A 23,616-nucleotide genomic window follows, 5' to 3' on the forward strand; every position below is an offset into this window, starting at 1 on the left:
GTGCCCTCTGTGCCTCTGTGGTTCGTTCTCTCGGGGTTTCAACCTGTTTGGTGTCCTAAAGCATCGCGATCTCCACGAGACCTCGCGGTGCTCAACTCCGGTGCTGAAATACGTGACGACGCAGGCGCTGTGCTTGGCAATCTCAGGCAGCGAAGCACACTATGTTCTGCGTGCGCGTCGCTCACGCCGGTTGCTCGGAGAGCGCGGACGCGATCAGGACACCGACGCTGGAGCCCGTGGCTGAACAGGAACTTTTCTTGACGATTGATGGCCATCAACCGGAATGAATTCCACGCATCCAGCGCGCCCCACTTCTGAACTCGCGATCTGCCAACAGAGGGACATCGCGACGGCGCCCGGGACACGATGGTTCAGGTCGCGCGAGGCCGGCGAGCTGTTCCGGCGGCGGCCAGGCGACGCGGCGGGCGCTCTCGCGCCGGGGCGGCGTCGCTGACCGAAGCCGCGCGCCGGCCGGAGCGCACGGCCCGGCGGGGAGCGCGCCGGCCGCCGCCCTCCCCGCGCGCGGCGCCGCGTTTCAGGTGGCGCCGTTCCCCGGCTTGGACTAGTGCCCCCTGCCGATGGGCCGAGCTCGTGCTGCTCTCGAAACCTGGTTCGGCGCGCGTCGCCGGGACGCCTCCCTCCTCTCTCTCGCCCTGACCGGCCGGCGCGCGGTGGCGCTCGGCGCGCTCGCGCTCGCGCTCGGGGCCTGCGAGGAGGGGACCGGCGCTGCCGACGACCAGCCGATCCAGACGTCGCTCACCATCGACCCGCTCGCCTTCCTGGGCGACGTGCGGTGCTCGAACGAGCCGGGGGCGATCCGCAGCTACGTCGCGACGCTCACGGACGAGAGCGCGGCCGGCGGGCCGTTCACCCTCGCCTCGTCCCCGCCGATCCCCTGCTCGTCGCGCGTGTCGTTCACCCACGTCGTCGCGGGGCACGAGTACACGGCGAGGATCGACGGCTACGAGCAGTACGCCGAGGAGCTCACGCCGGTCGGCGACGAGACGTCCGGCAGCCGCCACATGCTCCTCGACGGGGCCCCGGTCGCGCCGCGCTGGACGTGGGGGTGCCCCGACCCTGACGCCGCGGACGACGCCGACAAGCTCGTGGCGGCCACGGGCGTCAACGTCGTCGTCCAGGGCTGCGCCCCGCTCACGGGGCCCATCGACCCGGCGGGCTCGGCCATCGTGATCGACCCGGCGAGCGCGCTCGGCGCGCTGCGCTGCGAGGGCGACGACGGCGCGATCGCGTCGTTCGATATCGTCCCCCAGGACGGCGCGCTCGCGCCGGTGCTCGGGGTCGGCTGCCCGCCCGCCGAGCCGGTCGTCTACGACCTCGGCGTCGACCCGGGGCGCGCCTACGTCTTCCGCCTGGAGGCGAACGACGCCGCGGGCGACCTCCTGTTCGCGGCGAGCTGCTTCGCCGCGGCGAGCGAGGGCGTCACCGTGACGGCGACCTGCGACGGGCTGTCCGCGACGGGCGCGCTCGAGGTCGACCTCGGCGCGCTCCTCGCCGAGGAGGACCTCGCCTGCGGCGCGGCTGCGTCCACCTACACCGCGACCGTGTCGCCGCCCGCGGGCGACCAGCCCGGGGCGGAGAAGCTCGAGGTCGGCCCCGTGCTCTGCGGCGATCGCGCGCTCCTGCAGGCGCTCGCCCCGGGCGCGTACGAGGCCACGGTCGAGGTGCGCGACGCCAAGGGGGCCTCGGCGCTCTCCGCGACCTGCCGCGGGGAGGTCCGCCCCGGCGCGACGACCCGCGCCGCCTGCACCCGCCTCCCCTGAGCCTCCGGCGCAGCCTCGATCCGCCCGCGCGTCCCGCCCGCGCGTCCCGCTCGCCAGAGACGCCCCGGGGCCGGCAAACCCTTTGCGCCGGCCTGCCCCTTGGAGTACCTGAACGCATCCGTCGCATCCCCTGAACAGCGCGGGTCAAGGGCGCGCGGCGGAGGCTGAACTCGACCTCGTCGCTCGTCGATAGAGGCCAGAGGCGCCTCCGCCGACCCGCTCGACGCTCGAGCCGCGCTGGGATGGGCCTCTACGACGGGGCCGCGCGCGCCGCGCTCGCCCCCGCGCCTCGGGTGCAGATCCCATGGAAGAGACGTCGAACATCCAGCAGAAGGTTCCGGTCAGCATCCAGGACGAGCTCCGGACGAGCTACCTCGACTACGCGATGAGCGTGATCATCGGCCGCGCGATCCCGGACGTGCGCGACGGCCTGAAGCCGGTGCACCGCCGGATCCTCTACTCGATGAACGAGCAGAAGATCGGCCCCGGCGGCGCGCACAAGAAGTGCGCGCGCGTCGTCGGAGACGTCCTCGGCAAGTACCACCCCCACGGCGATCTCGCGGTCTACGACGCGCTCGTCCGCATGGGGCAGACCTTCAGCCTGCGCTACCCGCTCATCGACGGGCAGGGCAACTACGGCTCGGTCGACGGCGACTCGCCCGCGGCCATGCGGTACACGGAGTCGCGCCTGTCGCGCATGGCCGTCGAGCTGCTCGCCGACCTTGACAAGGACACGGTCGACTTCGTCCCGAACTACGACGACTCGGAGCTCGAGCCGAGCGTCCTGCCGGCCAAGTTCCCGCAGCTCCTCGTGAACGGCTCCGGCGGCATCGCCGTCGGCATGGCGACGAACATCCCGCCGCACAACCTCGGCGAGATCATCGACGCGACGATCGCCATCATCCGCAACCCCGACATCACGCTGGAGGAGCTGCTCCACCTCGTCCCGGGGCCCGATTTCCCGACCGGCGGCCTCATCTACGGCAAGAGCGGGATCGTGCAGGCGTACACGACCGGCCGCGGCTCGATCACGATGCGCGGGCGCAGCCAGGTCGAGAAGACGATGAAGGGCGACCGCGAGCAGCTCGTCTTCACCGAGATCCCCTACCAGGTGAACAAGGCCCGGCTGGTCGCGAAGATCGCCGAGTGCATGAAGGAGAAGCGCATCGAGGGGATCAGCGAGGTGCGCGACGAGAGCGATCGCGAGGGGATGCGCATCGTCGTCGAGCTGAAGAAGGACATCTTCCCGCAGGTGGTCCTGAACCAGCTCTACCGGCTGACGGATCTCCAGGCGACGTTCGGCGTGATCAACCTGTCGATCGCGAACGGGCGCCCGGCCGTGCTGAGCCTGAAGGACACGCTCTCGCACTTCATCGAGCACCGGCGCGAGGTCGTGACGCGGCGCTGCCGCTTCGAGCTCCGGCAGGCCGAGTCGCAGCGCGAGCTCATCGAGGGGCTCGGCATGGCGACGAGCGACATCGATCGCATCGTCGCGACGATCCGGGCCTCGAGCGATCCGGAGGAGGCGCGGGAGAACCTGCAGAAGCTGCCGCTGCGCGGGCTCGGCGAGTTCCTCCGACGCGCCGGCCGCCCGGAGCCCGAGTGCGTCGAGGCGGACGGGCGCGGCGACTACTTCCTGTCGGAGCGGCAGGCCAAGGCGATCCTCGAGATGCGGCTCTCGCGCCTGACCGGCCTCGAGCGGGAGAAGCTCGCGAAGGAGTACGGCGAGCTGTCGCAGACGATCGAGCGGCTCCGGGCGATCCTCGCGGACATGGGGCTGCTCATGAACGTGATCGTGATGGAGCTCGAGGAGATCAAGGCGCGCTTCGGCGACAAGCGGCGCACCGAGATCGTGCCGGCCGAGGCCGAGATCCAGATGGAGGACCTGATCCAGGAAGAGGACATGGTCGTGACCATCTCGCACGCCGGCTACCTGAAGCGGACGCCGACCTCGACCTACCGGGCGCAGCGCCGCGGCGGCAAGGGGATGGTGGGGATGGAGGCGCGCGAGGAGGACTGGGTGAGCCAGCTCTTCGTGGCGTCGACGCACTCGTACGTCTTCTTCTTCAGCGACAAGGGCAAGGTCTTCGTCAAGAAGGTCTACGAGATCCCGCAGGCGCCGAGGAACGCGAAGGGCCGGGCGATCGTGAACTTCGTCGGGATGGAGCCGGGGGAGAAGGTCGCGGCGATCACGCCGGTGCCGAGCTTCGACGGCGAGACGTTCGTGGTGACGCTGACCCGCCGCGGGCAGATCAAGAAGACGGCGCTCAACGAGTACGAGAACTACAGGGACAAGGGGATCATCGGCGTGCGCATCGAGGAGGGCGATCAGCTCTTCACGGCGGCGCTGACCGACGGCAAGCGCGAGCTCGTGATCGCGACGCGGAGCGGGATGAGCATCCGCTTCCCCGAGGACCAGGTGCGCCCGACGGGCCGCGCCACGATGGGCGTGAAGGGCATCGAGCTCGACGACGGCGACGTGGTGGTGGGCCTCGGCGTGAGCGGCGACGGGCGCGACCGGGTGCTCACGGTGTGCGAGCGCGGCTACGGCAAGCAGACGGCGCTCGAGGAGTTCCGGCTCCAGAGCCGCGGCGGCAAGGGCGTGATCCTGATCGACGCGAGCGAGCGGAACGGGCCGGTCGTCGGGGTGGCCATGGTGAGCCCGAGCGACGAGGTGCTGATCGTGACCGACCGCGGGCAGATGATCCGCACCAAGGCGAGCGAGATCCGCGAGACGGGGCGCAACGCGCAGGGCGTGCGGATCATGCACGTGGGCCAGGACGAGCGGGTGGTCGCGGTCGAGGCGTTCGCGGCGGAGGCGGCCGAGGCGGTGGAGAGCGGCGGGTCGACGCCGCCGGGCGCCGAGGGGACCAACGGGGTCGCGGATCACGGGGGCGCCGACGGCGGCGGGGCCGACGGCGGCGGGGCCGACGGCGGCGGCAGCAGCGACGTGAACTGAGCGAGCGTGGAGACCCCCCGGGGGGGGCGGGAGAGCCGGGGGGGCCGGCCCCGAGGGAGGATCGCTGGATCGCCAGCTCGGCGAGGGGCGCTCGCTAGAGCGATGTCTCGGCGACGGGGGTGGAGGTCGATCCGCGCGCTGGAGGGTCCGAGCGGCACATCGCGGCCCGTTCTTGGGCGCGGAGGAGACTCGCGAGCTCGGCCACGTGAGCGTCATCCGCGTTCATGGCCGCAAGGGAGTCGGCGAGGCGCAGGACGTACTCGACGTTGGAGCCGCTCGGACCGTGGGACGCGAGCACCTGCGCGACGATCGCGGGGAGCGGCGCCTCACCGAGGTAGTCCGGGTTGTCCGGAGTCGCCATGTAGACGATGGCTGTCCGCGCAGCGCGTGACGCCGTGTCGTCCGCCATGAACAGCGGCATGTCGTGGCGGGCATAGCCGCCCTTCTCGCGGTGATCGAGCGCGCGGAGCACCTCGTCGAGATCGGGCTCCGCGACCCGGTAGGCCATCCCCCAGCAGCGCGCGCCTGGCTCGGGGATGAGCGTGACCACCCGGCCCGGCGCGCCGGGGACGCCGCGGTGATCGGTGGAGCCCTGCCAGAAACGGCGCGCCCACCCCGTGACGTACCCGGGCGCCATCTGCTCGAAGCGAAACGCCGGCCGCCAGATCAGCGACCCGTAGCCGAAGATCCAGGTCTCGCGATGCACGGGACCATCCTACCAAACCAGGCTGCCGGCCAGGGCCGCCCCGCGCTCCCAGGGCGCCGCGCCGGCTCGGCGCGCCAGGCGCCCGCTACCGGCGCCCCTCCCCGAGGCCCTCCACGGACCGCGGGCCGGGCCGCTCCAGCGGCTCCCGGCTGCGACGCTCGTGCTCGGCCTCCCTGGCCCTCCGCTCCTCGGCGTCCCTCTGCAAGCGCTCGTCGCGCTTCCGCTGGTCCTCCGTGTCCTGCCGGGCCCTCTCGGCGGCCTCTCGCGCCGCCCGCTCGCTCGCGAGCGCCATCTCGAGGTTGTACTCGGTCTGGCGGATCTCCTCGAGCTGCGCGGTGATCACCCGGTTCTGGCGGACCACCTTGATGATCCCCAGCGTCGCCCCGGCGACCAGCAGCGCGAGGCCCGCCATCACCCCGACGATCAGCGTGCGCTTCCTCCGCTGCGCCTGGCTCGCCAGCCGGAGCACGGCGTCCAGATAGCGCTGCTCGCGCGCGGGCAACTGCCCCTGATGATAGTAGCCCTCGCGGAAATGGCGCGCCTCCTCGGCGAGCTTGCCGCGCCAGACGGTGTCGTCGGCAGAGCCGCTCGACTCCCATTGCCTCGCCGCCACACGCAGCCTGTCGAGGAACGCCGCGTCCTTCTGGTTCTCGTCGAGCCAGCGCAGCAGGGTCGGCCAGCGCTCGATGAGCGACTCGTGCACGATCTCCACCGTGCTGCCGGCGTCGTCGCGCCCGCGCTCGACGGCCAGGAGCCGCGCGTCCGAGAGGACCTGGACGACGCCCTCGAGCTCGTCCGGGTCGCCCGGCAGCTCGCGGAGCTCCCTCAGGCTCGCGATGGCCCTCGTGCGCTCGGGCGTGACGAGGCGCTCGAACACGGCCCGGCAGAGCTTCGCCTGGCGGACGCTCATCCCGGCCAGCACGGTGTCGGCGTGGCTCGCGAGCGTGCCCGCCACGCCGCCGATGGCCTCGTAGCTCTCCCGCGTCAGGAGCCGGCGCCCGCGGTCGCGCAGGTCCCACCAGCGCGCCGCCATGAACTGCAAGAGCGGCAGCGCGCCGCGGGTCGTCTCCAGCACGTCCAGGATGCCCTCGACCAGCGCCGGATCCTCGATCTCGTACCGCGCCGCCTGGACGGGCCGGGTCAGCGCCTCGCGCAGCCCCGCGCGGCCGATAGGCGGCAGGACCACGAGCCCGCGGGTCACCGCGGCCATGAAGTGCCTGTCCTCGGCCACCCGCTCGATGAAATCCGACCGCAGGGACAGGATCACGCGCAGCGGCGAGGAGGCGTCGTCGGCGACGCCGCCGAGGCACGAGAGGAACGCGGCGCGCTCGCCGGCGTCGCACGAGAGCGTGTAGAGCTCCTCGAACTGATCGACGAAGAGCGCGACGCGACGCTGCTTGCGGGCCGACCACGCGCGCAGCTCGGCCCCCAGGTAGCCCGGCTCGGCGCGCAGCCGATCGAGCAGGCGCCCGCGCGCGTCCTCGCCGTCGAGGGGCGCGGGGCGCTCCGAGCCCCCCCTCGACATCAACGAGGGGTGGCTGAGCAGATCGGCGAGCGCCGCCATCGGCTCGCGCCCTGGCCGGAGGATGAGCGACTCCCACCCTGCGCCCGAACGCTTGAGCGCCGGGACGATCCCCGCCCTCACGAGCGACGATTTCCCCACCCCCGACGCCCCGACGATCGCGAGCAGCGGCTGGCTCCGGAGGCGCGTCACCATGCTCGCGACGTCCTCCGCGCGGCCGAAGAAGCGGTCCGCGTCGGCCTCCTGGAACGCCGACAGGCCGGCGAAGGGGCTCTCGTCGGCCCCGAGGACGATCTCGTGTCGCGCGGGCAAGAGCGGCAAGAGCTCCGAGAGCAGCTGCTGCGCGGAGGCGGTGCGCTCGGCCTTCCGCTTGCGCAGGCAGCGATCGACGATCCCGGCGAGCGGGCCCAGGTCGGGGCGCGCCTCGTCGAGCTCGGGCATGGGCTGATCGAGCGCGGCGACCTGCATGAGGCTGTGCACCGTCACCGGCGCGAGCGGGTGCGCGCCGGTGACGAGCTCGTGGAGCATGATGCCCACGGCCCAGATGTCGCTGGCGTGATCGATCCCCTCCCCGGTCCACTGCTCCGGGGACATGTACGGTATCGTCCCCATCATCGCGCCCTCGCGCGTCAGGGTCGTTCTCAGCGAGACGGGAGGGCGCTCGACCGCGCCGCCGGCGTCCGTGTCGAGCAGCTTGGCGATGCCGAAATCGAGCACTTTGATCGCGCCGGACGCCTCCAGCATGATGTTCTCGGGCTTGAGATCGCGGTGCACGATGCCGAGCTTGTGAGCGCACGAGAGCGCGCGCACCACGGGCACCATCATCTCCACGGCCGCGCTCGCGGACACCGGCGCCGTCGCGACGCCTTCACCGGCGCCGGGGGGTCTTCGCTGCTCCATCCAGGCGCGGAGGCTCTGCCCTTCGATGTACTCGAGCACCATGTACGGGTATCCGTCGTGCTCGTTCACATCGTGGATGGTCACGATGTTCTCGTGCTTGCAGAGCGCGGTCGCGCGGGCCTCGACCAGGAAGCGCTGCAGCCGGACGCCGCTCAGGCTGGTGACGACCTTGATGCCGACGAGGCGGCCCAGCCGGACATCGCGGGCCAGGAAGACGGTGCCCATGCCGCCCCGGCCGAGCTCGCGGATGAGCTCGTAATGCCCGATCGTGCTGCCGGCGGTGAGCGGCAGCACGGAGGCCTCATCGGTCGATCCCCGGCGCGAAGGCGCCGTCCTGTCCGGGGCGGGCTCCGGCGCGCGCGGATCGCGGGTAGCCCACCCCGCGCTCCCTTGCCCGGCCAACAGCGTGCTCGTCAGGCCGCAGTCGCTCACGGCGGGCGCGACGTTCCCTCGACCAGGCGACGGGACCCCCGCAGCCTCCCCGCCGAGCCGTTTCTCGTCCACGCCGGTCACGCCGGGGCAGCGTACCCCACCGGCCCGGTCATCTCACCCTTCCAGGAGCTCGAACCGGATCCCCGCCGCCTGCAGCCGCTCGATGAGCCGCTCCCCCATCGCGACGGCCGGCGTGAGGACCCCGGCGCGCGCCGGCAGCCGCTCGCGATCGAACGCCATGCAGAGCGCCGACTCCGCCACCATCTTCGCCGTCTCCGAGTAGCCCGGATCCCCGCCGCTCACCCGCGTCACCACCCGGCGCGACGCGCTCTTCCCCTCGAACGTCACCTGGAACCAGCTCCGCGCCCGCTCCTCGGCGCTCGGCCCCTCCCCCGGGCTGCGCACCTTGCGGAGCAGCTCCCGCGTCGGCCCGACCTTGGCGAGCGCCGCGACGGCGCCGAAGCCAGCGATCCCGATCGCCAGCTGCAGCCCGGATTTGACCTGCATGTAATGACCGTACTGGAAGTCGGGGCCGTAGACGTCGAGCTCCCGCGCGCTCCGCAGCACGACCTGCGGGTCGATGCTCGGCATCGGGCAGACCCAGGCGCGCAGCCCCTTCTCGTAGCGGATGCGCGCCTTGAGCCCGCGCGCCTTGCGCGCCCCGTGCTCCTGCTCCTTGCCTGCCTCGCGCTTCCTGCGGCGCGCCTGCGCCACGATCTCGATCAGCGACTGCCACGTGCCGCCCGAGAAGCTCCCGTGCGCGCGCACGACGCCCTCGACAACGATCGGCTCTCCCGCCGGGAGCTTCGTCACCGTGAAGAGCACGCCGAGGTCGTGCGGGATGCTGTCGAAGCCGCAGCAGTTGACGATCCGCACGCCCCGCGCGCGGGCGGCCTCGTGGTGTCGGTCGAGCAGGCGGTCGACGAACTCGGGCTCGCCGGTGAGGTCCGCGTAGTCGGCGCCCGCGCGGATGCACGCCTCGACCAGCGGCTCGCCGCGCGTCGAGTAAGGGCCGACCGTGGTGAGGACGACGCGCGCCTGGCTGGCCATGCGCTCGAGCGACGCCGCGTCCTCCGAGGTCGCCTCGATGACCCCCACGGCGGAGCAGGCCGGATCGATCGCCTCCATCGCCGCCTTCACCTCGGCGAGGCGCCCCGCGTTCCGCCCGGCGATCGCCCAGCGAACGGGCCGCGCCGCGGCCTCGCCGGCGGAGGTGTCCTTGCCCTTGGTGGCGAGGTACTCGGCGACGAGGCGACCGGTGAAGCCGGTCGCGCCGAAGACGATCACATCGTACGTGCGGTCGCTGCTGCTCATGGGGGCAGCCTTGATACCACGACCGCGGGCGGGAACGTCACCGTCGGCACCACGACAGAGACGGCGGGACCCAGCCGCCGAACGAGCGCTCCAGGTGCTGCGCCACCGCGATGGTCACGTGGTCGTTGCCGTGGATCGCCGCGACCTGGACGCCGAGCGGAAGCCCCTCGGCGTTGAGCCCCAGCGGGACCTGCGTCGCCGGCATCTCCATGACGTTGAGCACCGCGGTGTACGTCCACTGGAAGGGCGGCAGGAGCGGCGCGTAGTGCCGGGGCGCGGGCCTCGGGTACGTCGGGTAGAGCATCACGCCCCGCTCGCCGATGCGCGCCACGAGCTCGGCCCGGAGCGCCTTGCCGAGCTCCACGGCGCGCTCGATGCGCGCCGGGAGCCGCTTGCCGAGGTCCTCCAGCAGCGTCAGCCCGAGCGCGGGCAGCGTGTGCGCCGAGCGGCGCATCGACCAGCGGGCGAGCTCGCGCGGCAGGCTGACCGGACGGCCGTCCCCGAGGAGCGACCGGAACGTGACGCCGCCCGCCACGGCCAGCATCGCGGTCCAGATGTCGAGCGCGCGCGCGAGCAGATCGACGCGCCCCTCGCGGACCGTCGCCCCCCGCGCCGCGAGCGCCTCCGCGGCCCTCCGCTGCGCGGCCAGCAGATCGTCGCTCACCGCGCGGACGCCGTCGTGCTCGATCGAGAGCACCGTCAGCCCGGCGAGGTCGACCGCGGTCGGGTCGCCGAGCGGCATCGGCGCGCAGCTCGGATCGCGCGCGTCGGGGCCCGCGAGGACGCGGAGCACCGGCATGAGATCCTCGGCGCGCCGCGCGATCGGCCCCGACGTCATGAAGCGGAGCCCCCGCTCGCCCGGCAGCGGGAACTGCCCCGACGTCGGCACGAGCCCGCCGGTCGGCTTGTGGCCGAAGACGCCGTTGAAGAACGCGGGCATCCGGATCGATCCGCCGATGTCCGAGCCGAGCCCGATCGGCGCGCCGCCGGCGCCGACCACCGCGGCCTCTCCGCCCGAGCTGCCGCCCGCGGTGCGCGCCGGATCGTAGGGGTTGTTGGTGCGGCCGTAGAGCCGGTTGTTCGTCTCCATCCACATGCAGAGCTCCGACACGTTGGTGACGCCGAGCGGGATGAAGCCGGCGGCGCGCAGGCGCGCGACCGTCACCGCGTCCTCCGCCGCGCGCACGCCGGCGCGGGCGACGAGCCCCGCGGAGTTCGGCATGCCGGCGACGGCGAAGCTCTCCTTGATGGAGCACGGCACGCCGAGGAACGGCGGCGCGCCCGCGGGCTCGCCCGCGGACTCGCCCCGGTCGAGCAGCGCGTCGGCCGCGCGCGCCTCGGCGCGGGCGGCGTCGAACCGGTCCGCCACCACCGCGTTGAGCGTCGGGTTCACGCGCTCGATGTGTCGGATGTGGGTCTCCACCACCTCGGCCGACGTGACGGCCCGGGCGCGGATCAGCGCGGCCAGCCGCGTGGCGGAGAGCAGGAGCAACGGATCTCGTGAAAGCATGGATGCGAACAGGGATCAGGCTCAGGACGACGACCCGGGTCAAGGATTCGCCGCTTTCAGGCCCGATGACCGCTGTTCTGACATCCCTGGCGGCCGTCCCGCCGGCGGGCGCGCTGCGCCGCCGAGCGCGTCCGGACGCCGGCGCGTCCGCGGAGCGCGCCGCCGCGGCCTACTCGCCCTCGGCCCCTTCCGCTCGGGGCGCCGGCGCCGCGGCGACCGAGCGCCCGCGCGCTCGCTGCGGGAACGCCCAGCGCACGGCCCCGGTCACCAGCCAGTCGACCGCCCCCTGGCTGCTCACCTGGATGCCTGGATCGACGTACACCTGCACGCGCTCGCTGAGCTCCGCGCCGACCTCCAGCACGCTCGTCGACACGACGCGGGGCCCGCCGAGGTGGTTGAACTGGAAGCTCTGGTCCGGCCCCACCCAGAACCCGCGCGGCAGCTCGACGATCGCGAAGGGCCGCACCACGGACACCTGGATGTCGTCCCGCCGCGGATCGCCGCCGAACGACACCGCGTGCTGGAGCTGCAGCCCGATCCGCGCCGGCCGCGCCACGCGGACGTACGCCTGGACGAGCGGCGCGACCTGGTTCTTCCCCGAGCCCAGCGCGCGGTTCGTCGCCGAGTCGAGGACGAGGTCCGAGCCGACGAGCAGCGCGAACCGCGGCGTGCCGATCGCGCGCACGAGCGGCCGGATCAGCACGTCGCCGAGCCCCACGTTGCGCTCGCCCTCGAGGCCGCCCGCGTAGGCGAGCGGCACGTCTGCCCGCAGCGAGAAGCTCCTGTCGAAGGCGTAGTCCCCCCGGATCACCGCCGCGTTGAAGAAGCCGTTCCTGCCGCGCGAGACGTAATCGTTCCGGAGCTCGACGAACGTGCCGAGGTTGGCGGCCGCGGGCGCTGGCGTCCGGGGCGCCGCGGCGTCGCGGCGCTCGCCCCCGCGGCGCGGCGGCGTCGACGGCCGCACGACCGGCGCCGGCCGCGCGGGCTGAGCGCGCGCGAGCGCCGCGATCGCCGCTGCGCCCGCGGGGGCAGCGAGGCGCGGTGGCGCGGCGGCGGCGGCGCCGGTCGAGGCGCCGCCCAGCGCGAGCAGCGCGAGCGCGGCCGCGCGGCGGCGCCGTCGACAGCCGAGCGAGGAGATCCGATGAACAGCAGGCCGCGCCTGCGCCACGCGATGCGCTTGCATGGCAGGTCCATGGTGGTGCTGCTCGGCCCGTCGCAGTCGGTCCAGGGCAGCACTCTGCACGTCGGGCGCGCATGAGCCGACATCCGGCGCTTGCGCACATCTCCCCCGGCGCTCCGGATCTGCGCCGCGGCCGATTGCGTCCGCGCTCTTCGCGCGGCGCTCGTTGCGCGCTCCGCCCGGCTCGAGCTCGTTCGACGTCTTCCGTGCGCGTCGTTCGACGTCTTCCGTGCACGTCGTTCGACGTCTTCCGTGCACGTCGTTCGACGTCTTCCGTGCGCGTCGTTCGACGTCTTCCGTGCACGTCGATCGCGCCGCCGCGCAGCCGGGCACACGCGACACACGTGCATGCGATCGGCTCGATCGGCGTCGCTTCGTGCAGGACGTCACGCCTGTTTGCGGCGTTGGCTCGTATGAAAAAACCGCACGAAACACCGCAGAAACAAGCGATCTGTAAAGAAACAGCTTGACGCGACGCAGCAGCTCTGTAGGGTAACGGCACGCACGCTATGCAGAAGTCGATGAGCACCTCCAGCGCCCGCGCCTACGGCGAAGGGACCCCCGCTGTGAAGCTGGTGCATCGCGCTTCGTCCGTGCTCTCGGCGACGCGTTCGCACGTCGTCGCGATCGGCGTGTCCGTCGGGCTCCTAGCCGGCCTAGCCATTCCTGCGCTCGTCAGCCTAGCCGTCGTCGGGCTGATTCGCGTTGGGAACGGTTGCGGGCCGCCACTCTGAGCAAGGCAGCATGGAGATAGGCCCCCGCACCGAGAAGGTCCGGGGGCTTTCGTTTTTTTCGGCCTGTGGGTTCACGAAGAGCAGCCGTCGTCAAGGAGGATCAGGTGAGCAAGGAACAACATTCGAGGAAGAATCGCGAGGACGCCTCCAGTGAGGCCGTCGACCAGCGCATCGCGGAGCTCGCGGAGCTCGTCGCCGCGGGCTGTGGCGTGCCCGTCGCGTCGAGCGCCGTGCGCGAGGAGTTCGAGGCGCTCGTCCACGAGATCCGCGCGCGCGCCAGCGGGGGCGGCGTTCGCGCGCCCCAGCGCTCCTCGACGCACCTGAAGGGCGCGCGCCCGGGCGGCGCCGCGGCCGAGGCCTCCTTCGAGTTCCACTCCGACCCGCCCTCCGCGCGCGCCGGCTCGAACGCGCAGGCGAGCGCCCCGGCCTTCTCGCGCGTCGTCTCGCTCGACGACGCGCGGCGGGTGCTCGAGGCGATCCGCCGCGAGGAGACCAGCGGCGACGGACCGCGGGAGGACCTGCAGCGCGCGATCGCCTAGCTCCCTGATCCTCGGAGACACGGCGGAACCCACCGGCCAGGGCGCCCGAGGGCGCCACCACCACCCGCAGCTTCACCAGCGCGACTCGATGGAGTCAGGACTATGAAACGAACAGGCGCACAGATCATCTGGGAAGTCCTCGTCCGCGAAGGCGTGGACGTGGTCTTCGGCTATCCGGGCGGCGCGATCATGCCCGCGTACGATACGATCCTCGGCTACCCGATCCGCCACGTCCTCGTCCGGCACGAGCAGGGCGCGGCGCACATGGCGGACGGCTACGCCCGCGCCTCCGGCAAGGTCGGCGTGTGCGTGGCCACCTCGGGCCCGGGCGCGACGAACCTCGTCACCGGGATCGCGACGGCGATGCTCGACTCGTCGCCGATCGTCTGTATCACCGGCCAGGTCTCCTCCAAGCTGCTCGGCACCGACGCCTTCCAGGAGACCGACATCACGGGCGTCACCCTGCCCATCACCAAGCACAACTACCTCGTCACCGAGGTCGAGGACATCGCCCCCGCCATCCGCGAGGCGTTCTACATCGCGCGCTCCGGCCGCCCGGGTCCCGTCCTGGTCGACATCACGAAGGACGCCCAGCAGGCGTCGATCGACTTCGAGCCCCCGAAGGGCGAGGTCCGCCTGCCCGGCTACCGCCCGTCCCACCACGCCGTCCAGACGGACATCGAGAAGGCGATCGAGCTCATCGACGAGGCCGAGCGGCCGCTCATCCTCGCCGGTCAGGGCATCGTCCGGGCGGAGGCGACGCGCGAGCTCCTCGCCTTCGTGGAGAAGACGGGCATCCCCGTGGCGTCGACGCTCCTCGGCCTCGGCGGCTTCCCGGCGACCCACCCGCTCAGCCTCGGCATGATGGGCATGCACGGCGAGGCGTGGGTGAACCACGCCATCCAGGAGGCCGACCTCCTCATCGCGCTCGGCATGCGCTTCGACGACCGCGTGACCGGCAACCTCAAGACCTACGCGGTCAAGGCGAAGAAGATCCACGTCGAGATCGACCGCTCCGAGATCAACAAGAACGTCAAGGTCGACGTCGGGCTCGTCGGGGACGTCCGGGACACGCTCCTGTCGCTCATCCCCGGGGTCAAGCAGCGCCACCGGGGCGGCTGGCTCGAGCGCATCGGCGCGCTGAAGGGCGACTCGGCGGTCCGTGACATTCAACAATTGCCGTACAACGAGAAATTGTACGCCGCGCACGTGATGCACGACCTCTGGCGGCTCACCGACGGCAAGGCGCTTGTGGTAACCGACGTCGGCCAGCACCAGATGTGGGAAGCGCAGTACTACAAGCACGATCACCCGCGGAAGCTCATCACCTCCGGCGGGCTCGGCACGATGGGCTTCGCCCTGCCGGCGGCGATCGGCGCGCGCTTCGCGAAGCCCGACGAGGAGGTCTGGGTGGTCGTCGGCGACGGCGGCTTCCAGATGACCGCGTGCGAGCTGTCGACCTGCGCGCAGGAGGGCATCAAGGTCCACGTGGCCATCATCAACAACGGCTACCTCGGCATGGTGCGCCAGTGGCAGGAGTTCTTCTACAACCGGCGCTACTCGGCGACCCCGATGCGCAGCCCGGACTTCGTGAAGCTCGCCGAGGCCCACGGCCTGACCGGCATCCGCGTCACGAAGCGCGAGGAGATCGCGGACGCGGTGGCGCGCGCCCGCGCGACGCCGGGCACCGTCGTCGTCGACTTCCGCGTCGAGCAAGAGGACAGCGTCTATCCGATGGTCCCCGCGGGCGCCGACCTGAAGGACATGATCCGCCGCCCGAGCCCCATCGTGGAGACCGGGGAGGATCCGTGAACGCACCCGTAGCGGCGCGCGCCCCGAGCGCTCGTTCCAGCGCGAGCGCGCGCTCGTCGGACGAGCGGGGCGCGTCCGAACGCGTCACGGCCGGCGCCGGGCGCACCACCGACAAGAGGGACTTTCAAGAGGCATCCATGGATCGACCCATCCTGCGCACCTTCATCGCCTACGTCGAAGACCGCCCCGGCGTGCTCAACCGCGTCGCGTCCCTCTTCCGGCGTCGCGCGTACAACATCGAGTCGCTGAGCGTCGGGCGCACCCACATCACCGGGATCTCGCGCCTCACCCTGGTCCTCGAGGCCGACGAGGACGGGGCGCGGCGCCTCGAGGCGAACCTGTACAAGCTGGTCAACACCCTCTGGGTCCAGGACGTCACCCACACCGCCTCGGTCGCGCGCGACCTCGCGCTGATCAAGGTGAGGGCCGACGCGACGACCCGGGCCCAGGTGCTCCAGCTCTGCGAGGTGTTCCGCGCGCGCACCGTCGACGTCGCCCCCGAGGCGCTCACCATCGAGATCACCGGGACCGGCGACAAGATCGAGGGCCTGCTCGACGTGCTCCGCCCGTTCGGGATCATCGAGATGGTGCGGACGGGGATGATCGTGATGACCCGCGGCGCCGAGGAGGCCGAGGCCAGGCTCGACACGATGCTGCCTGCGCGCGCGGCCGACAGCGGCGCGCCCTGATGACTGATGACGTGAAGGAAGGGAGCCGCGAGGTGCGGAGCCCTGTTGAAGGAGACTGAGATGGCGAAAATTTTCTATGATAACGACGCGGATCTGTCGCTCATCCAGAGCAAGAAGATCGCGATCGTAGGCTATGGCTCGCAGGGGCACGCCCACGCGCTCAACCTGCGCGACAGCGGCGCCACCGTGATCGTCGCCCTGCCCGAGGGCAGCAAGAGCCGGCCCAAGGCGCAGGCGGCGGGCCTCCAGGTGGCCACCGTGTCCGAGGCCGCGAAGGCCGCGGACGTCATCATGATCCTCGCCCCCGACACGTCGCAGGCGCGCATCTACAACGAGCACATCGCGCCGCACCTCGGCCCGGGCAAGACGCTGATGTTCGCGCACGGGTTCAACATCCGCTTCAACACGATCACGCCGCCCGCGTCGGTCGACGTCTCGATGATCGCGCCGAAGGGCCCCGGGCACCGGGTGCGCGAGACGTACGAGGCCGGCGGCGGCGTCCCGGCGCTCCTCGCCGTCCACCAGGACGCGAGCGGCAAGGCCGAGGCGCAGGCGCTCGCGTACGCGAAGGGCATCGGCGCGACGCGCGCCGGCGTGCTCTGCACGACGTTCGCGGAGGAGACCGAGACCGACCTCTTCGGCGAGCAGGCGGTGCTCTGCGGCGGCGCCAGCGAGCTCGTGAAGGCCGGGTTCGAGACGCTCGTGAACGCCGGCTACCAGCCGGAGATCGCGTACTTCGAGTGTCTGCACGAGCTCAAGCTCATCGTCGACCTCATGTACCGCGGCGGCCTCAACTACATGCGGTACTCGATCAGCGACACCGCCGAGTACGGCGACTACGTCTCGGGCCCGCGCGTCATCACCGACAAGACGCGCGAGGAGATGAAGCGCATCCTCGCCGACATCCAGAGCGGCGAGTTCGCCCGCAAGTGGATCGCGGAGAACGAGGAGGGCCGGCCGAAGTTCGAGGCGACGCGGGCCAAGGAGCGCGAGCAGAAGCTCGAGGTCGTGGGCGCCAACCTGCGCAAGATGATGCCGTTCATCGATCCGGTCACCATCAAGCCCGGCGACTGAGCCTCTCCACTCGTGGGAGGCGGCGGAGAACACCATGCCTGAGATGATTGCGAATCAAGCGATGCCCCCGTCCGATTACGTCCGTATCTTCGACACCACGCTGCGCGACGGCGAGCAGTCGCCCGGCGCGACGATGACGTCCTCGGAGAAGCTCGAGATCGCGCTCGCGCTGGCGAAGCTCGGCGTCGACGTCATCGAGACGGGCTTCCCCGCCGCTTCCCCCGACGACCTGCTCGCCGTCCAGACGATCGCCGAGCGCGTCGGCGCGGCCGCCATCCCCGGCCGCCCCGCCGCGACCCCGCCGATCATCTGCGCCCTCGCCCGCGCCACGAAGGTCGACATCGACAAGGCGTGGGAGGGCGTCTCGCGGGCCGCGCACCCGCGGATCCACACCTTCCTCGCGACGAGCGACATCCACCTCAAGCACAAGCTCCGGATGACGCGCGCCGAGGTGCTCGATCGGGTCCGGGCCATGGTCGCCTACGCGCGCGACCTGTGCGCGGACGTGGAGTTCAGCCCCGAGGACGCCGGCCGGAGCGAGCCGGAGTTCCTCTACCAGGTGCTCGAGGCGGCGATCGCCGCCGGGGCCACCACGCTCAACATCCCGGACACGGTCGGGTACACCATCCCGAGCGAGTTCGGCGCGCTCATCGCCGGGATCCGCAAGAACGTCGCGGGGATCGACCGCGCGATCATCTCGGTCCACTGCCACAACGACCTCGGGCTCGCGACGGCCAACGCGCTGGAGGGCATCCGCGCGGGCGCGCGCCAGGCCGAGGTGACCATCAACGGCATCGGCGAGCGCGCGGGCAACACCGCGCTCGAGGAGGTCGTCATGGCGCTCGCGACGCGCCGGGCGATCTTCGGGCTGCGCACCGGGATCGACACGACCCAGATCGCCACCGTGAGCCGCATGGTGAGCGCGGCCACGGGCTTCAACGTCCAGCCCAACAAGGCGATCGTCGGCGCCAACGCCTTCGCGCACGAGTCGGGCATCCACCAGGACGGGATGCTGAAGCACCAGGAGACGTACGAGATCATGCGGCCCGAGATGGTCGGCGTCACGCAGACGCGGCTCGTCCTCGGCAAGCACTCGGGCCGGCACGCGCTCCGCAACCGGCTCGAGGAGCTCGGCTACCACCTCGACGAGGCCCAGCTCGCGGCGGCGTTCGCCAGCTTCAAGGCGCTCGCGGACAAGAAGAAGCACGTCACCGATCCGGACATCGAGGCGATCGTCTCGACCACGCGGGCGCAGGTCGCCGAGCTCTACACGCTCGACGCCCTCCAGGTCGCCTGCGGGACGACGGGGATGCCCACGGCCACGGTCCGGCTCCGCGGGCCGGACGGGGCGCTGCACGTGCGCGCCGCGATCGGCACCGGGCCGGTGGACGCCGCCTACCGGGCGATCGACGAGATCGTCCGCGTGCCGAGCAGCCTCCTCGAGTTCTCGGTGCACGCGGTGACCGAGGGCATCGACGCGCTCGGCGAGGTGAGCGTCCGCGTGCGGGCGGACGTGACGTCGAGCAAGCGGCACCCGCAGCACGACGCCTCCGCGCGCGTCTTCCACGGCCACGGCGCTGACACCGACATCCTCGTCGCCAGCGCGAAGGCGTACCTCGCCGCCCTGAACAGGCTCCTCGCGACGTACGGCGTCGAGCCGAAGGAAGACGCGGCGGCGTCAGAGAGCAACCAGAGCGGCCACGGCGCCGCCGTCGAGACCGCGAGATAGGCCGGTGCGCCGGGCGCAGGAGGCCCCCGCGCGGGGCGGACGAGCCCGGCGGCGTGCCCTCGCCGCACAAGGAAGTCGAACCTTATGAATCCGCCTCTCAACGGCGCGGAGCAGGGCGCCCGCCCCGCGGACCGCGTCGACATCTACGACACCACCCTCCGCGACGGCACCCAGCGCGAGGGCATCTCGCTCGCGTGCGAGGACAAGCTCCAGATCGCGCGCCACCTCGACGCGTTCGGCCTGACCTTCATCGAGGGCGGCTGGCCCGGCTCGAACCCGAAGGACGCGCAGTTCTTCGAGCGGGCCCGGGACATCGAGTGGAAGCACGCGAAGATCGCCGCGTTCGGCTCGACGCGCCGCGCCTCGCTCGCGCCCGAGGACGACCCCGGGCTGCGCGCGCTGCTCGCCGCCGGAACGGAGGTCTGCACGATCTTCGGCAAGAGCTCGACCCTGCACGTGACGGCGGTGCTGCGCACGACGCTCGACGAGAACCTCCGGATGATCGAGGAGACCGTCGCCTTCCTGCGCGCGCACGGCCGCCGCGTCGTCTACGACGCCGAGCACTTCTTCGACGGGTACGCGCTCGACCGCGGGTACGCGGTCGAGACGCTGCGCGCCGCGGTGCGCGGCGGGGCCGAGGTGCTCACGCTCTGCGACACGAACGGCGGCTCGATGCCGTGGCAGATCGAGGCTGTGGTCGCCGAGATGAAGGCGCTGATCGGCCACCCGCTCGGCATCCACGCCCACAACGACGGCGAGTGCGCGGCCGCCAACTCGCTCGCCGCCGTGCGCGCGGGCGCCCGCCACGTGCAGGGCACGATCAACGGCTACGGCGAGCGCTGCGGGAACGCGAACCTCTGCGCGATCATCCCGAACATCGAGCTGAAGCTCGGCCTCCGGGCGCTGCCCGAGGGGGCGCTCCGCGGGATCTCGGAGCTCTCGCACTACGTCGCCGAGGTGGCGAACCTCGCCCCCGACGACCACATGGCCTACGTCGGGCGGAGCGCCTTCGCGCACAAGGGCGGCGTGCACGTCGCGGCGATGCGGCGCGAGCCCGCGGCCTACCAGCACGTCGACCCCGCGCTCGTGGGCAACGCGATGCGGACCGTGGTCAGCGAGCTGTCGGGGCGCGGCAACCTGCTCAGCAAGGCCGAGGAGTTCGGGCTCGAGGTGCCGACCGGCGCCGAGGTCGAGGTGCTCGAGCAGATCAAGGAGCGCGAGGCGCGCGGCTCCTCGTTCGAGGCGGCCGAGGCGTCCGTCGCGCTGCTGCTCCGCCGGAGCGCGGCCGGCTACAAGCCGCCCTTCCGCCTGCTCGACTTCAAGGTCATCGCGGGCCAGCGCGAGGGCGTCGGCACCTTCGCCGAGGCGATGATCAAGATCGACATCCACGGCGAGGTGGTGATCACGGCGGCCGAGGGGTCCGGCCCCGTCAACGCGCTCGACGGCGCGCTCCGCAAGGCGCTCGCGCCCGTGTACCCGGCCGTTCGCGACATCCAGCTCGTCGACTACAAGGTCCGCATCCTCGACGGCCGCGACGGCACCTCGGCGACGACGCGCGTGCTCATCGACAGCCGCGACGCGCACCGCCAGTGGAGCACCGTCGGCGCCTCCACGAACATCATCGACGCGTCCTGGCATGCGCTCGCGGACGGGATCGAGTATGGGCTCACCCTCGCAGCGAGAGAGCCTGCGCAGTTCACATCCACGTTGCCTGCCAGCGAGGTCGCATGAAGGCCAATATCGTTCTTTTGCCCGGCGACGGCATCGGCGTCGAGATCGTCGCGGAAACCCGCGTCACCCTCGACGCCGTCGCCGCCCAGTTCGGCCACAGCTTCACGTACACGGAGCACCTGATCGGCGGTTGCGCGATCGACGCGACCGGCAGCGCGCTCCCGCCGGAGACGCTCGACGCGTGCCGCGCGGCGGACGCCGTCCTGCTCGGCGCCGTCGGCGGCCCCAAGTGGGACAACCCGAACGCGAGCGTCCGCCCCGAGCAGGGGCTGCTCGCGCTGCGCCAGGGCCTCGGCCTGTACGCGAACCTGCGGCCGATCCGGCTGTTCCCCGAGCTCATCCAGGCGTCCCCGCTCAAGCCGGAGCGGCTCGCGGACGTCGACATCATGGTCGTCCGGGAGCTCACGGGCGGGCTCTACTTCGGCAAGCCGCGCCTCCGCGAGGAGGTGAACGGGCGCCGGCGCGCGGTCGACACGCTCGAGTACACGGACGAGGAGATCCAGCGCGTCGTCGAGCTCGCCTTCCGCCTCGCCGCGTCGCGCCGGCGGCTCGTCACGTCCGTCGACAAGGCGAACGTCCTCGAGTCGTCGCGGCTCTGGCGCACGGTCGCGACCGAGGTCGCGGGCCGCCACCCCGACATCCGCATCGAGCACCAGCTCGTCGACTCGTGCGCGATGCGGCTCATCACGTCCGCGTCGGCGTTCGACGTCATCGTCACCGAGAACATGTTCGGCGACATCCTGACCGACGAGGCCGCCGTGCTCGCCGGCTCGCTGGGCGTGCTGCCGAGCGCGTCGCTGGGCGACGGCACGCGCGGGGTGTACGAGCCGATCCACGGCTCGGCGCCGGACATCGCCGGCAAGGGGATCGCCAACCCGGTGGGCACGATCCTGAGCGCCGCCATGCTGCTCCGGCACTCGCTGCGGCTCGACAAGGAGGCGGCCGCGCTCGAGCGCGCCGTCGCCCAGGCGATCGCGGGTGGCGCCCGGACGGCGGACCTCGGCGGCAAGCTGTCGACCCGAGGCATGGGCGAGGCCGTGCGGGCGAAGCTCGCGGCCTGAGCGGGCGCCCCAGGCGTCCCGGCTAGCCGTCTCCGGCGTTCGCGCTCCGCGTTGCCGCCGTCCAGCGCGTCGCTAGAAATCCACCATGTTCATCGTCGTCAACACCATCACCGCCGCCGCGCCGGCGCTTCAGGCCATGGTGGAGAGCTTCCGGCGGGCAGCGCCGGAGATGCGGCAGTTCTCCGGCTTTCTCGGCCTCGAGATCTGGCTGGACGACGGCAGCCTCAAGGCGGTCTCGAGGTGGGAGAGCCGGGAGGCTTTCCAGGAGTACCCCAGATCCGAGGTATTCCGGCGCCACCACCGCGGCATGGGCGGCGAGCAGGCGCTCCGGGCCGCGCACATCACGTTCTACGAGGGCGAGATCATGGCGTGAGCCGGGCCGCGCTCGGGCGCCCGGAGCAGGGTCAGCGCGGACCGGGCCCCGCCGGCGCCTCTGGGGCGCCTAGCGGGCCCGGGGCGCGGCGCGGCGGCCGTGCCTGCCCTCCGCGTAGGCGATCCCGTCCTTGAGCGTTGCCTTGCTCACGCGCGAGTCCACGAGCAGCGCGAGCGCGCAGTGCCCCTTCGCGGCCTCCGCTCCTGCGAAGTGCTCCCGCGCTACCCGATCCACCGACTTCTGCGCTCTTATATCGACCAGGACGGGGCGCGGCGTGCCGTCGGCGAGCTCGATAGTGGGTCTGACCACCTCCTGCGCGAAGGTCAGGCTCATGTGCACAGGGAACGCAGTCGCCCGGATGATCCCATCGTCTTCGAGCCGGAGAATCTGGGCAGACGTCACGATCTCGCGAGCCTTCATGATGCAGCCTTTGCCGCGCATCGCCGCCAGCCACGCGGCGATCGCTCAGAGGTCGGTGCCCGTTGGCGCGCCGCGCCATCTCCGTTGTTCAAGCCGCTTGTACCCCGGGTGATCATCGCGGCAGCCTTACAGGGATAGGCCTCTTCAGGCCCGATTGTCCATGGCGTCGCAGTCCGGCGCGCTCCTCGACGCTGGCGGGTCCGGGACCCTGTTGCCTGGCGCGCCTGGCCCACAGCGCGCGAGACCTGGGAGAGCGCGCGCCGCGCGGCGTGAGACCGTGAGCCGGCGAGCGCCGCGCGGCAGCGTGGGCCCCGCGCTCGCGGAGAGCGCGTCGCGATCCGCGCTCGCGGCGCCAGCGCCGCCGCGCGCGGTTCGTCGCTGAAAGCATCCATGGTGTCTCAGGTGTCCTTTCTGCGGCAATCGACATCACTCCCACGACACCACACATGATCCCGCGACGGGGAAGCTCAGATCCCCGCGTGTCATCGCCCGTCGCCGCGACGGGCGATGACTTCATCCCACATGGATTGATGTGCACAGGAGAATGGGAACATGAGCCAATTGACGAAGTTCGCATCGCTCGTCGCCCTGTCGACGGCGCTGTCCGCTGCCGGTTGCATGGCCGAGCCGACGGCGTCGGACGACATGAGGACCCCGGTCGACGAGACGCAGCAGGCGTCTCAGACCGAGGAGGTGGACTCCGCGGATCAGGCGTTGAGCGCGGAGCCCGCGATGGACGTGAGCTCGGAGAACGCGGGCGCAGCAGACCCCGGCTCGGCGAACCCCGGGTCGACGGGCTCCGGTGAGGAGGAGAACGCCGGCGCGAACCCCGAGGCGTCGCGCTTCTGGGGCTGGGGCGGCGGCTGGGGGGGCTGGGGCCATCACCACCACTTCTTCCGGCCCTGGGGCTTCGGCGGCTTCGGCTTCCGACCCTGGGGCTTCGGCGGCGGCTTCGGCTTCCGGCCCTGGGGCTGGGGCGGCGGCTTCGGCTACCGGCCCTGGGGCTTCGGCGGCTTCGGCTACCGACCCTGGGGCTTCGGCGGCGGCTGCGGCGGGTGGAGCGGCTGCGGCTGGTAGTGAGCGCTCCGGGCCGCGCGGCACGGTGACGTGGACGCGCGGCGCTCGGTTGGAGCGAGAAAGGCGGTAGCGC

At 72.0% G+C, this 23,616-nt stretch carries 17 protein-coding genes; 11 read left to right on the forward strand and 6 right to left on the reverse strand.

The features are described 5' to 3' along the window. Nucleotides 1–671 precede the first annotated feature (671 nt). A complete protein-coding gene (locus tag WME76_RS15545) occupies nucleotides 672–1,781 on the forward strand; it encodes a hypothetical protein (protein WP_437960898.1) in 1,110 nt (369 codons plus the stop codon). 304 nt (nucleotides 1,782–2,085) lie between these two features. Next, complete coding sequence (gene gyrA, locus WME76_RS15550; RefSeq protein WP_437960899.1) at nucleotides 2,086–4,740, forward strand: DNA gyrase subunit A; 2,655 nt, start codon at nucleotides 2,086–2,088, stop codon at nucleotides 4,738–4,740. A 94-nt stretch (nucleotides 4,741–4,834) separates the two neighbouring features. Here gyrA and WME76_RS15555 read toward each other — a convergent pair whose 3' ends face one another. The 5 genes from WME76_RS15555 to WME76_RS15575 form a co-directional block, all read right to left on the reverse strand. Continuing rightward, nucleotides 4,835–5,446, reverse strand: coding sequence for a gamma-glutamylcyclotransferase (locus WME76_RS15555; RefSeq protein WP_437960900.1), 612 nt, complete (start codon nucleotides 5,444–5,446; stop codon nucleotides 4,835–4,837). Between the two features lie 85 nt (nucleotides 5,447–5,531). Then, nucleotides 5,532–8,162: an nSTAND1 domain-containing NTPase gene (locus tag WME76_RS15560; RefSeq protein WP_437960901.1), complete on the reverse strand. Its 2,631-nt coding sequence runs from the start codon at nucleotides 8,160–8,162 to the stop codon at nucleotides 5,532–5,534. Between the two features lie 252 nt (nucleotides 8,163–8,414). Beyond that, nucleotides 8,415–9,614 carry a saccharopine dehydrogenase family protein gene (locus WME76_RS15565; RefSeq protein ID WP_437960902.1) on the reverse strand — a complete coding sequence of 400 codons (1,200 nt, stop codon included), beginning with the start codon at nucleotides 9,612–9,614 and terminating at the stop codon, nucleotides 8,415–8,417. A gap of 37 nt (nucleotides 9,615–9,651) precedes the next feature. Then, a complete protein-coding gene (locus tag WME76_RS15570; RefSeq protein WP_437960903.1) occupies nucleotides 9,652–11,124 on the reverse strand; it encodes an amidase in 1,473 nt (490 codons plus the stop codon). A gap of 169 nt (nucleotides 11,125–11,293) precedes the next feature. Further along, entirely contained in the window at nucleotides 11,294–12,307 is a 1,014-nt protein-coding gene (locus WME76_RS15575) for a hypothetical protein (protein ID WP_437960904.1), read from the reverse strand. Nucleotides 12,308–13,142: 835 nt separating this feature from the next. Here WME76_RS15575 and WME76_RS15580 point away from each other — a divergent pair. The 8 genes from WME76_RS15580 (at nucleotide 13,143) to WME76_RS15615 (ending at nucleotide 22,046) form a co-directional block, all read left to right on the forward strand. Then, nucleotides 13,143–13,577, forward strand: coding sequence for a hypothetical protein (locus tag WME76_RS15580; protein ID WP_437960905.1), 435 nt, complete (start codon nucleotides 13,143–13,145; stop codon nucleotides 13,575–13,577). 102 nt (nucleotides 13,578–13,679) lie between these two features. Next, nucleotides 13,680–15,389 (forward strand): biosynthetic-type acetolactate synthase large subunit, encoded by a 1,710-nt coding sequence (gene ilvB / locus WME76_RS15585; protein ID WP_433936950.1) that lies wholly within the window; start codon nucleotides 13,680–13,682, stop codon nucleotides 15,387–15,389. A 137-nt stretch (nucleotides 15,390–15,526) separates the two neighbouring features. Next, nucleotides 15,527–16,078, forward strand: a complete 552-nt coding sequence (gene ilvN / locus WME76_RS15590; protein WP_061607027.1) for an acetolactate synthase small subunit — start codon at nucleotides 15,527–15,529, stop codon at nucleotides 16,076–16,078. A gap of 60 nt (nucleotides 16,079–16,138) precedes the next feature. After that, the gene (gene ilvC, locus WME76_RS15595) at nucleotides 16,139–17,152 is read left to right on the forward strand and encodes a ketol-acid reductoisomerase (protein WP_061617959.1); all 1,014 of its coding nucleotides are present in this window, start codon (nucleotides 16,139–16,141) and stop codon (nucleotides 17,150–17,152) included. Between the two features lie 34 nt (nucleotides 17,153–17,186). Next, nucleotides 17,187–18,881: a 2-isopropylmalate synthase gene (locus WME76_RS15600; protein WP_063815735.1), complete on the forward strand. Its 1,695-nt coding sequence runs from the start codon at nucleotides 17,187–17,189 to the stop codon at nucleotides 18,879–18,881. Nucleotides 18,882–18,965: 84 nt separating this feature from the next. Beyond that, entirely contained in the window at nucleotides 18,966–20,612 is a 1,647-nt protein-coding gene (gene cimA, locus WME76_RS15605; protein ID WP_437960906.1) for a citramalate synthase, read from the forward strand. After that, entirely contained in the window at nucleotides 20,609–21,673 is a 1,065-nt protein-coding gene (gene leuB / locus WME76_RS15610; RefSeq protein ID WP_437960907.1) for a 3-isopropylmalate dehydrogenase, read from the forward strand. The genes cimA and leuB overlap by 4 nt, the downstream gene beginning before the upstream one ends. A gap of 85 nt (nucleotides 21,674–21,758) precedes the next feature. Then, nucleotides 21,759–22,046: an antibiotic biosynthesis monooxygenase family protein gene (locus tag WME76_RS15615; RefSeq protein WP_433936953.1), complete on the forward strand. Its 288-nt coding sequence runs from the start codon at nucleotides 21,759–21,761 to the stop codon at nucleotides 22,044–22,046. Nucleotides 22,047–22,115: 69 nt separating this feature from the next. Here the strand turns inward: WME76_RS15615 and WME76_RS15620 are convergent, their stop codons facing one another. Continuing rightward, nucleotides 22,116–22,466, reverse strand: coding sequence for a DUF7793 family protein (locus tag WME76_RS15620; RefSeq protein ID WP_437960908.1), 351 nt, complete (start codon nucleotides 22,464–22,466; stop codon nucleotides 22,116–22,118). Nucleotides 22,467–23,018: 552 nt separating this feature from the next. Between WME76_RS15620 and WME76_RS15625 the strand changes: the two genes are divergently transcribed. After that, on the forward strand, nucleotides 23,019–23,543 hold the full coding sequence (locus tag WME76_RS15625) for a hypothetical protein (protein WP_437960909.1): 525 nt from the start codon (nucleotides 23,019–23,021) through the stop codon (nucleotides 23,541–23,543). The last annotated feature ends 73 nt before the right edge of the window (nucleotides 23,544–23,616 follow it).

The sequence above is a fragment of the Sorangium sp. So ce119 genome (genome assembly GCF_051524405.1).
GTDB lineage: Bacteria > Myxococcota_A > Polyangia > Polyangiales > Polyangiaceae > Sorangium > Sorangium cellulosum_G.

Bases quoted from the DNA above. Each gene is read 5' to 3' on its own strand.
- leuB (WP_437960907.1), top strand. From the start codon at position 20,609: ATGAAGGCCAATATCGTTCTTTTGCCCGGCGACGGCATCGGCGTCGAG.
- WME76_RS15625 (WP_437960909.1), top strand. From the start codon at position 23,019: ATGAGCCAATTGACGAAGTTCGCATCGCTCGTCGCCCTGTCGACGGCG.
- WME76_RS15575 (WP_437960904.1), bottom strand. From the start codon at position 12,307: ATGCAAGCGCATCGCGTGGCGCAGGCGCGGCCTGCTGTTCATCGGATC.
- WME76_RS15615 (WP_433936953.1), top strand. From the start codon at position 21,759: ATGTTCATCGTCGTCAACACCATCACCGCCGCCGCGCCGGCGCTTCAG.
- gyrA (WP_437960899.1), top strand. From the start codon at position 2,086: ATGGAAGAGACGTCGAACATCCAGCAGAAGGTTCCGGTCAGCATCCAG.
- WME76_RS15565 (WP_437960902.1), bottom strand. From the start codon at position 9,614: ATGAGCAGCAGCGACCGCACGTACGATGTGATCGTCTTCGGCGCGACC.
- ilvC (WP_061617959.1), top strand. From the start codon at position 16,139: ATGGCGAAAATTTTCTATGATAACGACGCGGATCTGTCGCTCATCCAG.
- ilvB (WP_433936950.1), top strand. From the start codon at position 13,680: ATGAAACGAACAGGCGCACAGATCATCTGGGAAGTCCTCGTCCGCGAA.
- WME76_RS15600 (WP_063815735.1), top strand. From the start codon at position 17,187: ATGCCTGAGATGATTGCGAATCAAGCGATGCCCCCGTCCGATTACGTC.
- ilvN (WP_061607027.1), top strand. From the start codon at position 15,527: ATGGATCGACCCATCCTGCGCACCTTCATCGCCTACGTCGAAGACCGC.
- WME76_RS15570 (WP_437960903.1), bottom strand. From the start codon at position 11,124: ATGCTTTCACGAGATCCGTTGCTCCTGCTCTCCGCCACGCGGCTGGCC.
- cimA (WP_437960906.1), top strand. From the start codon at position 18,966: ATGAATCCGCCTCTCAACGGCGCGGAGCAGGGCGCCCGCCCCGCGGAC.
- WME76_RS15620 (WP_437960908.1), bottom strand. From the start codon at position 22,466: ATGAAGGCTCGCGAGATCGTGACGTCTGCCCAGATTCTCCGGCTCGAA.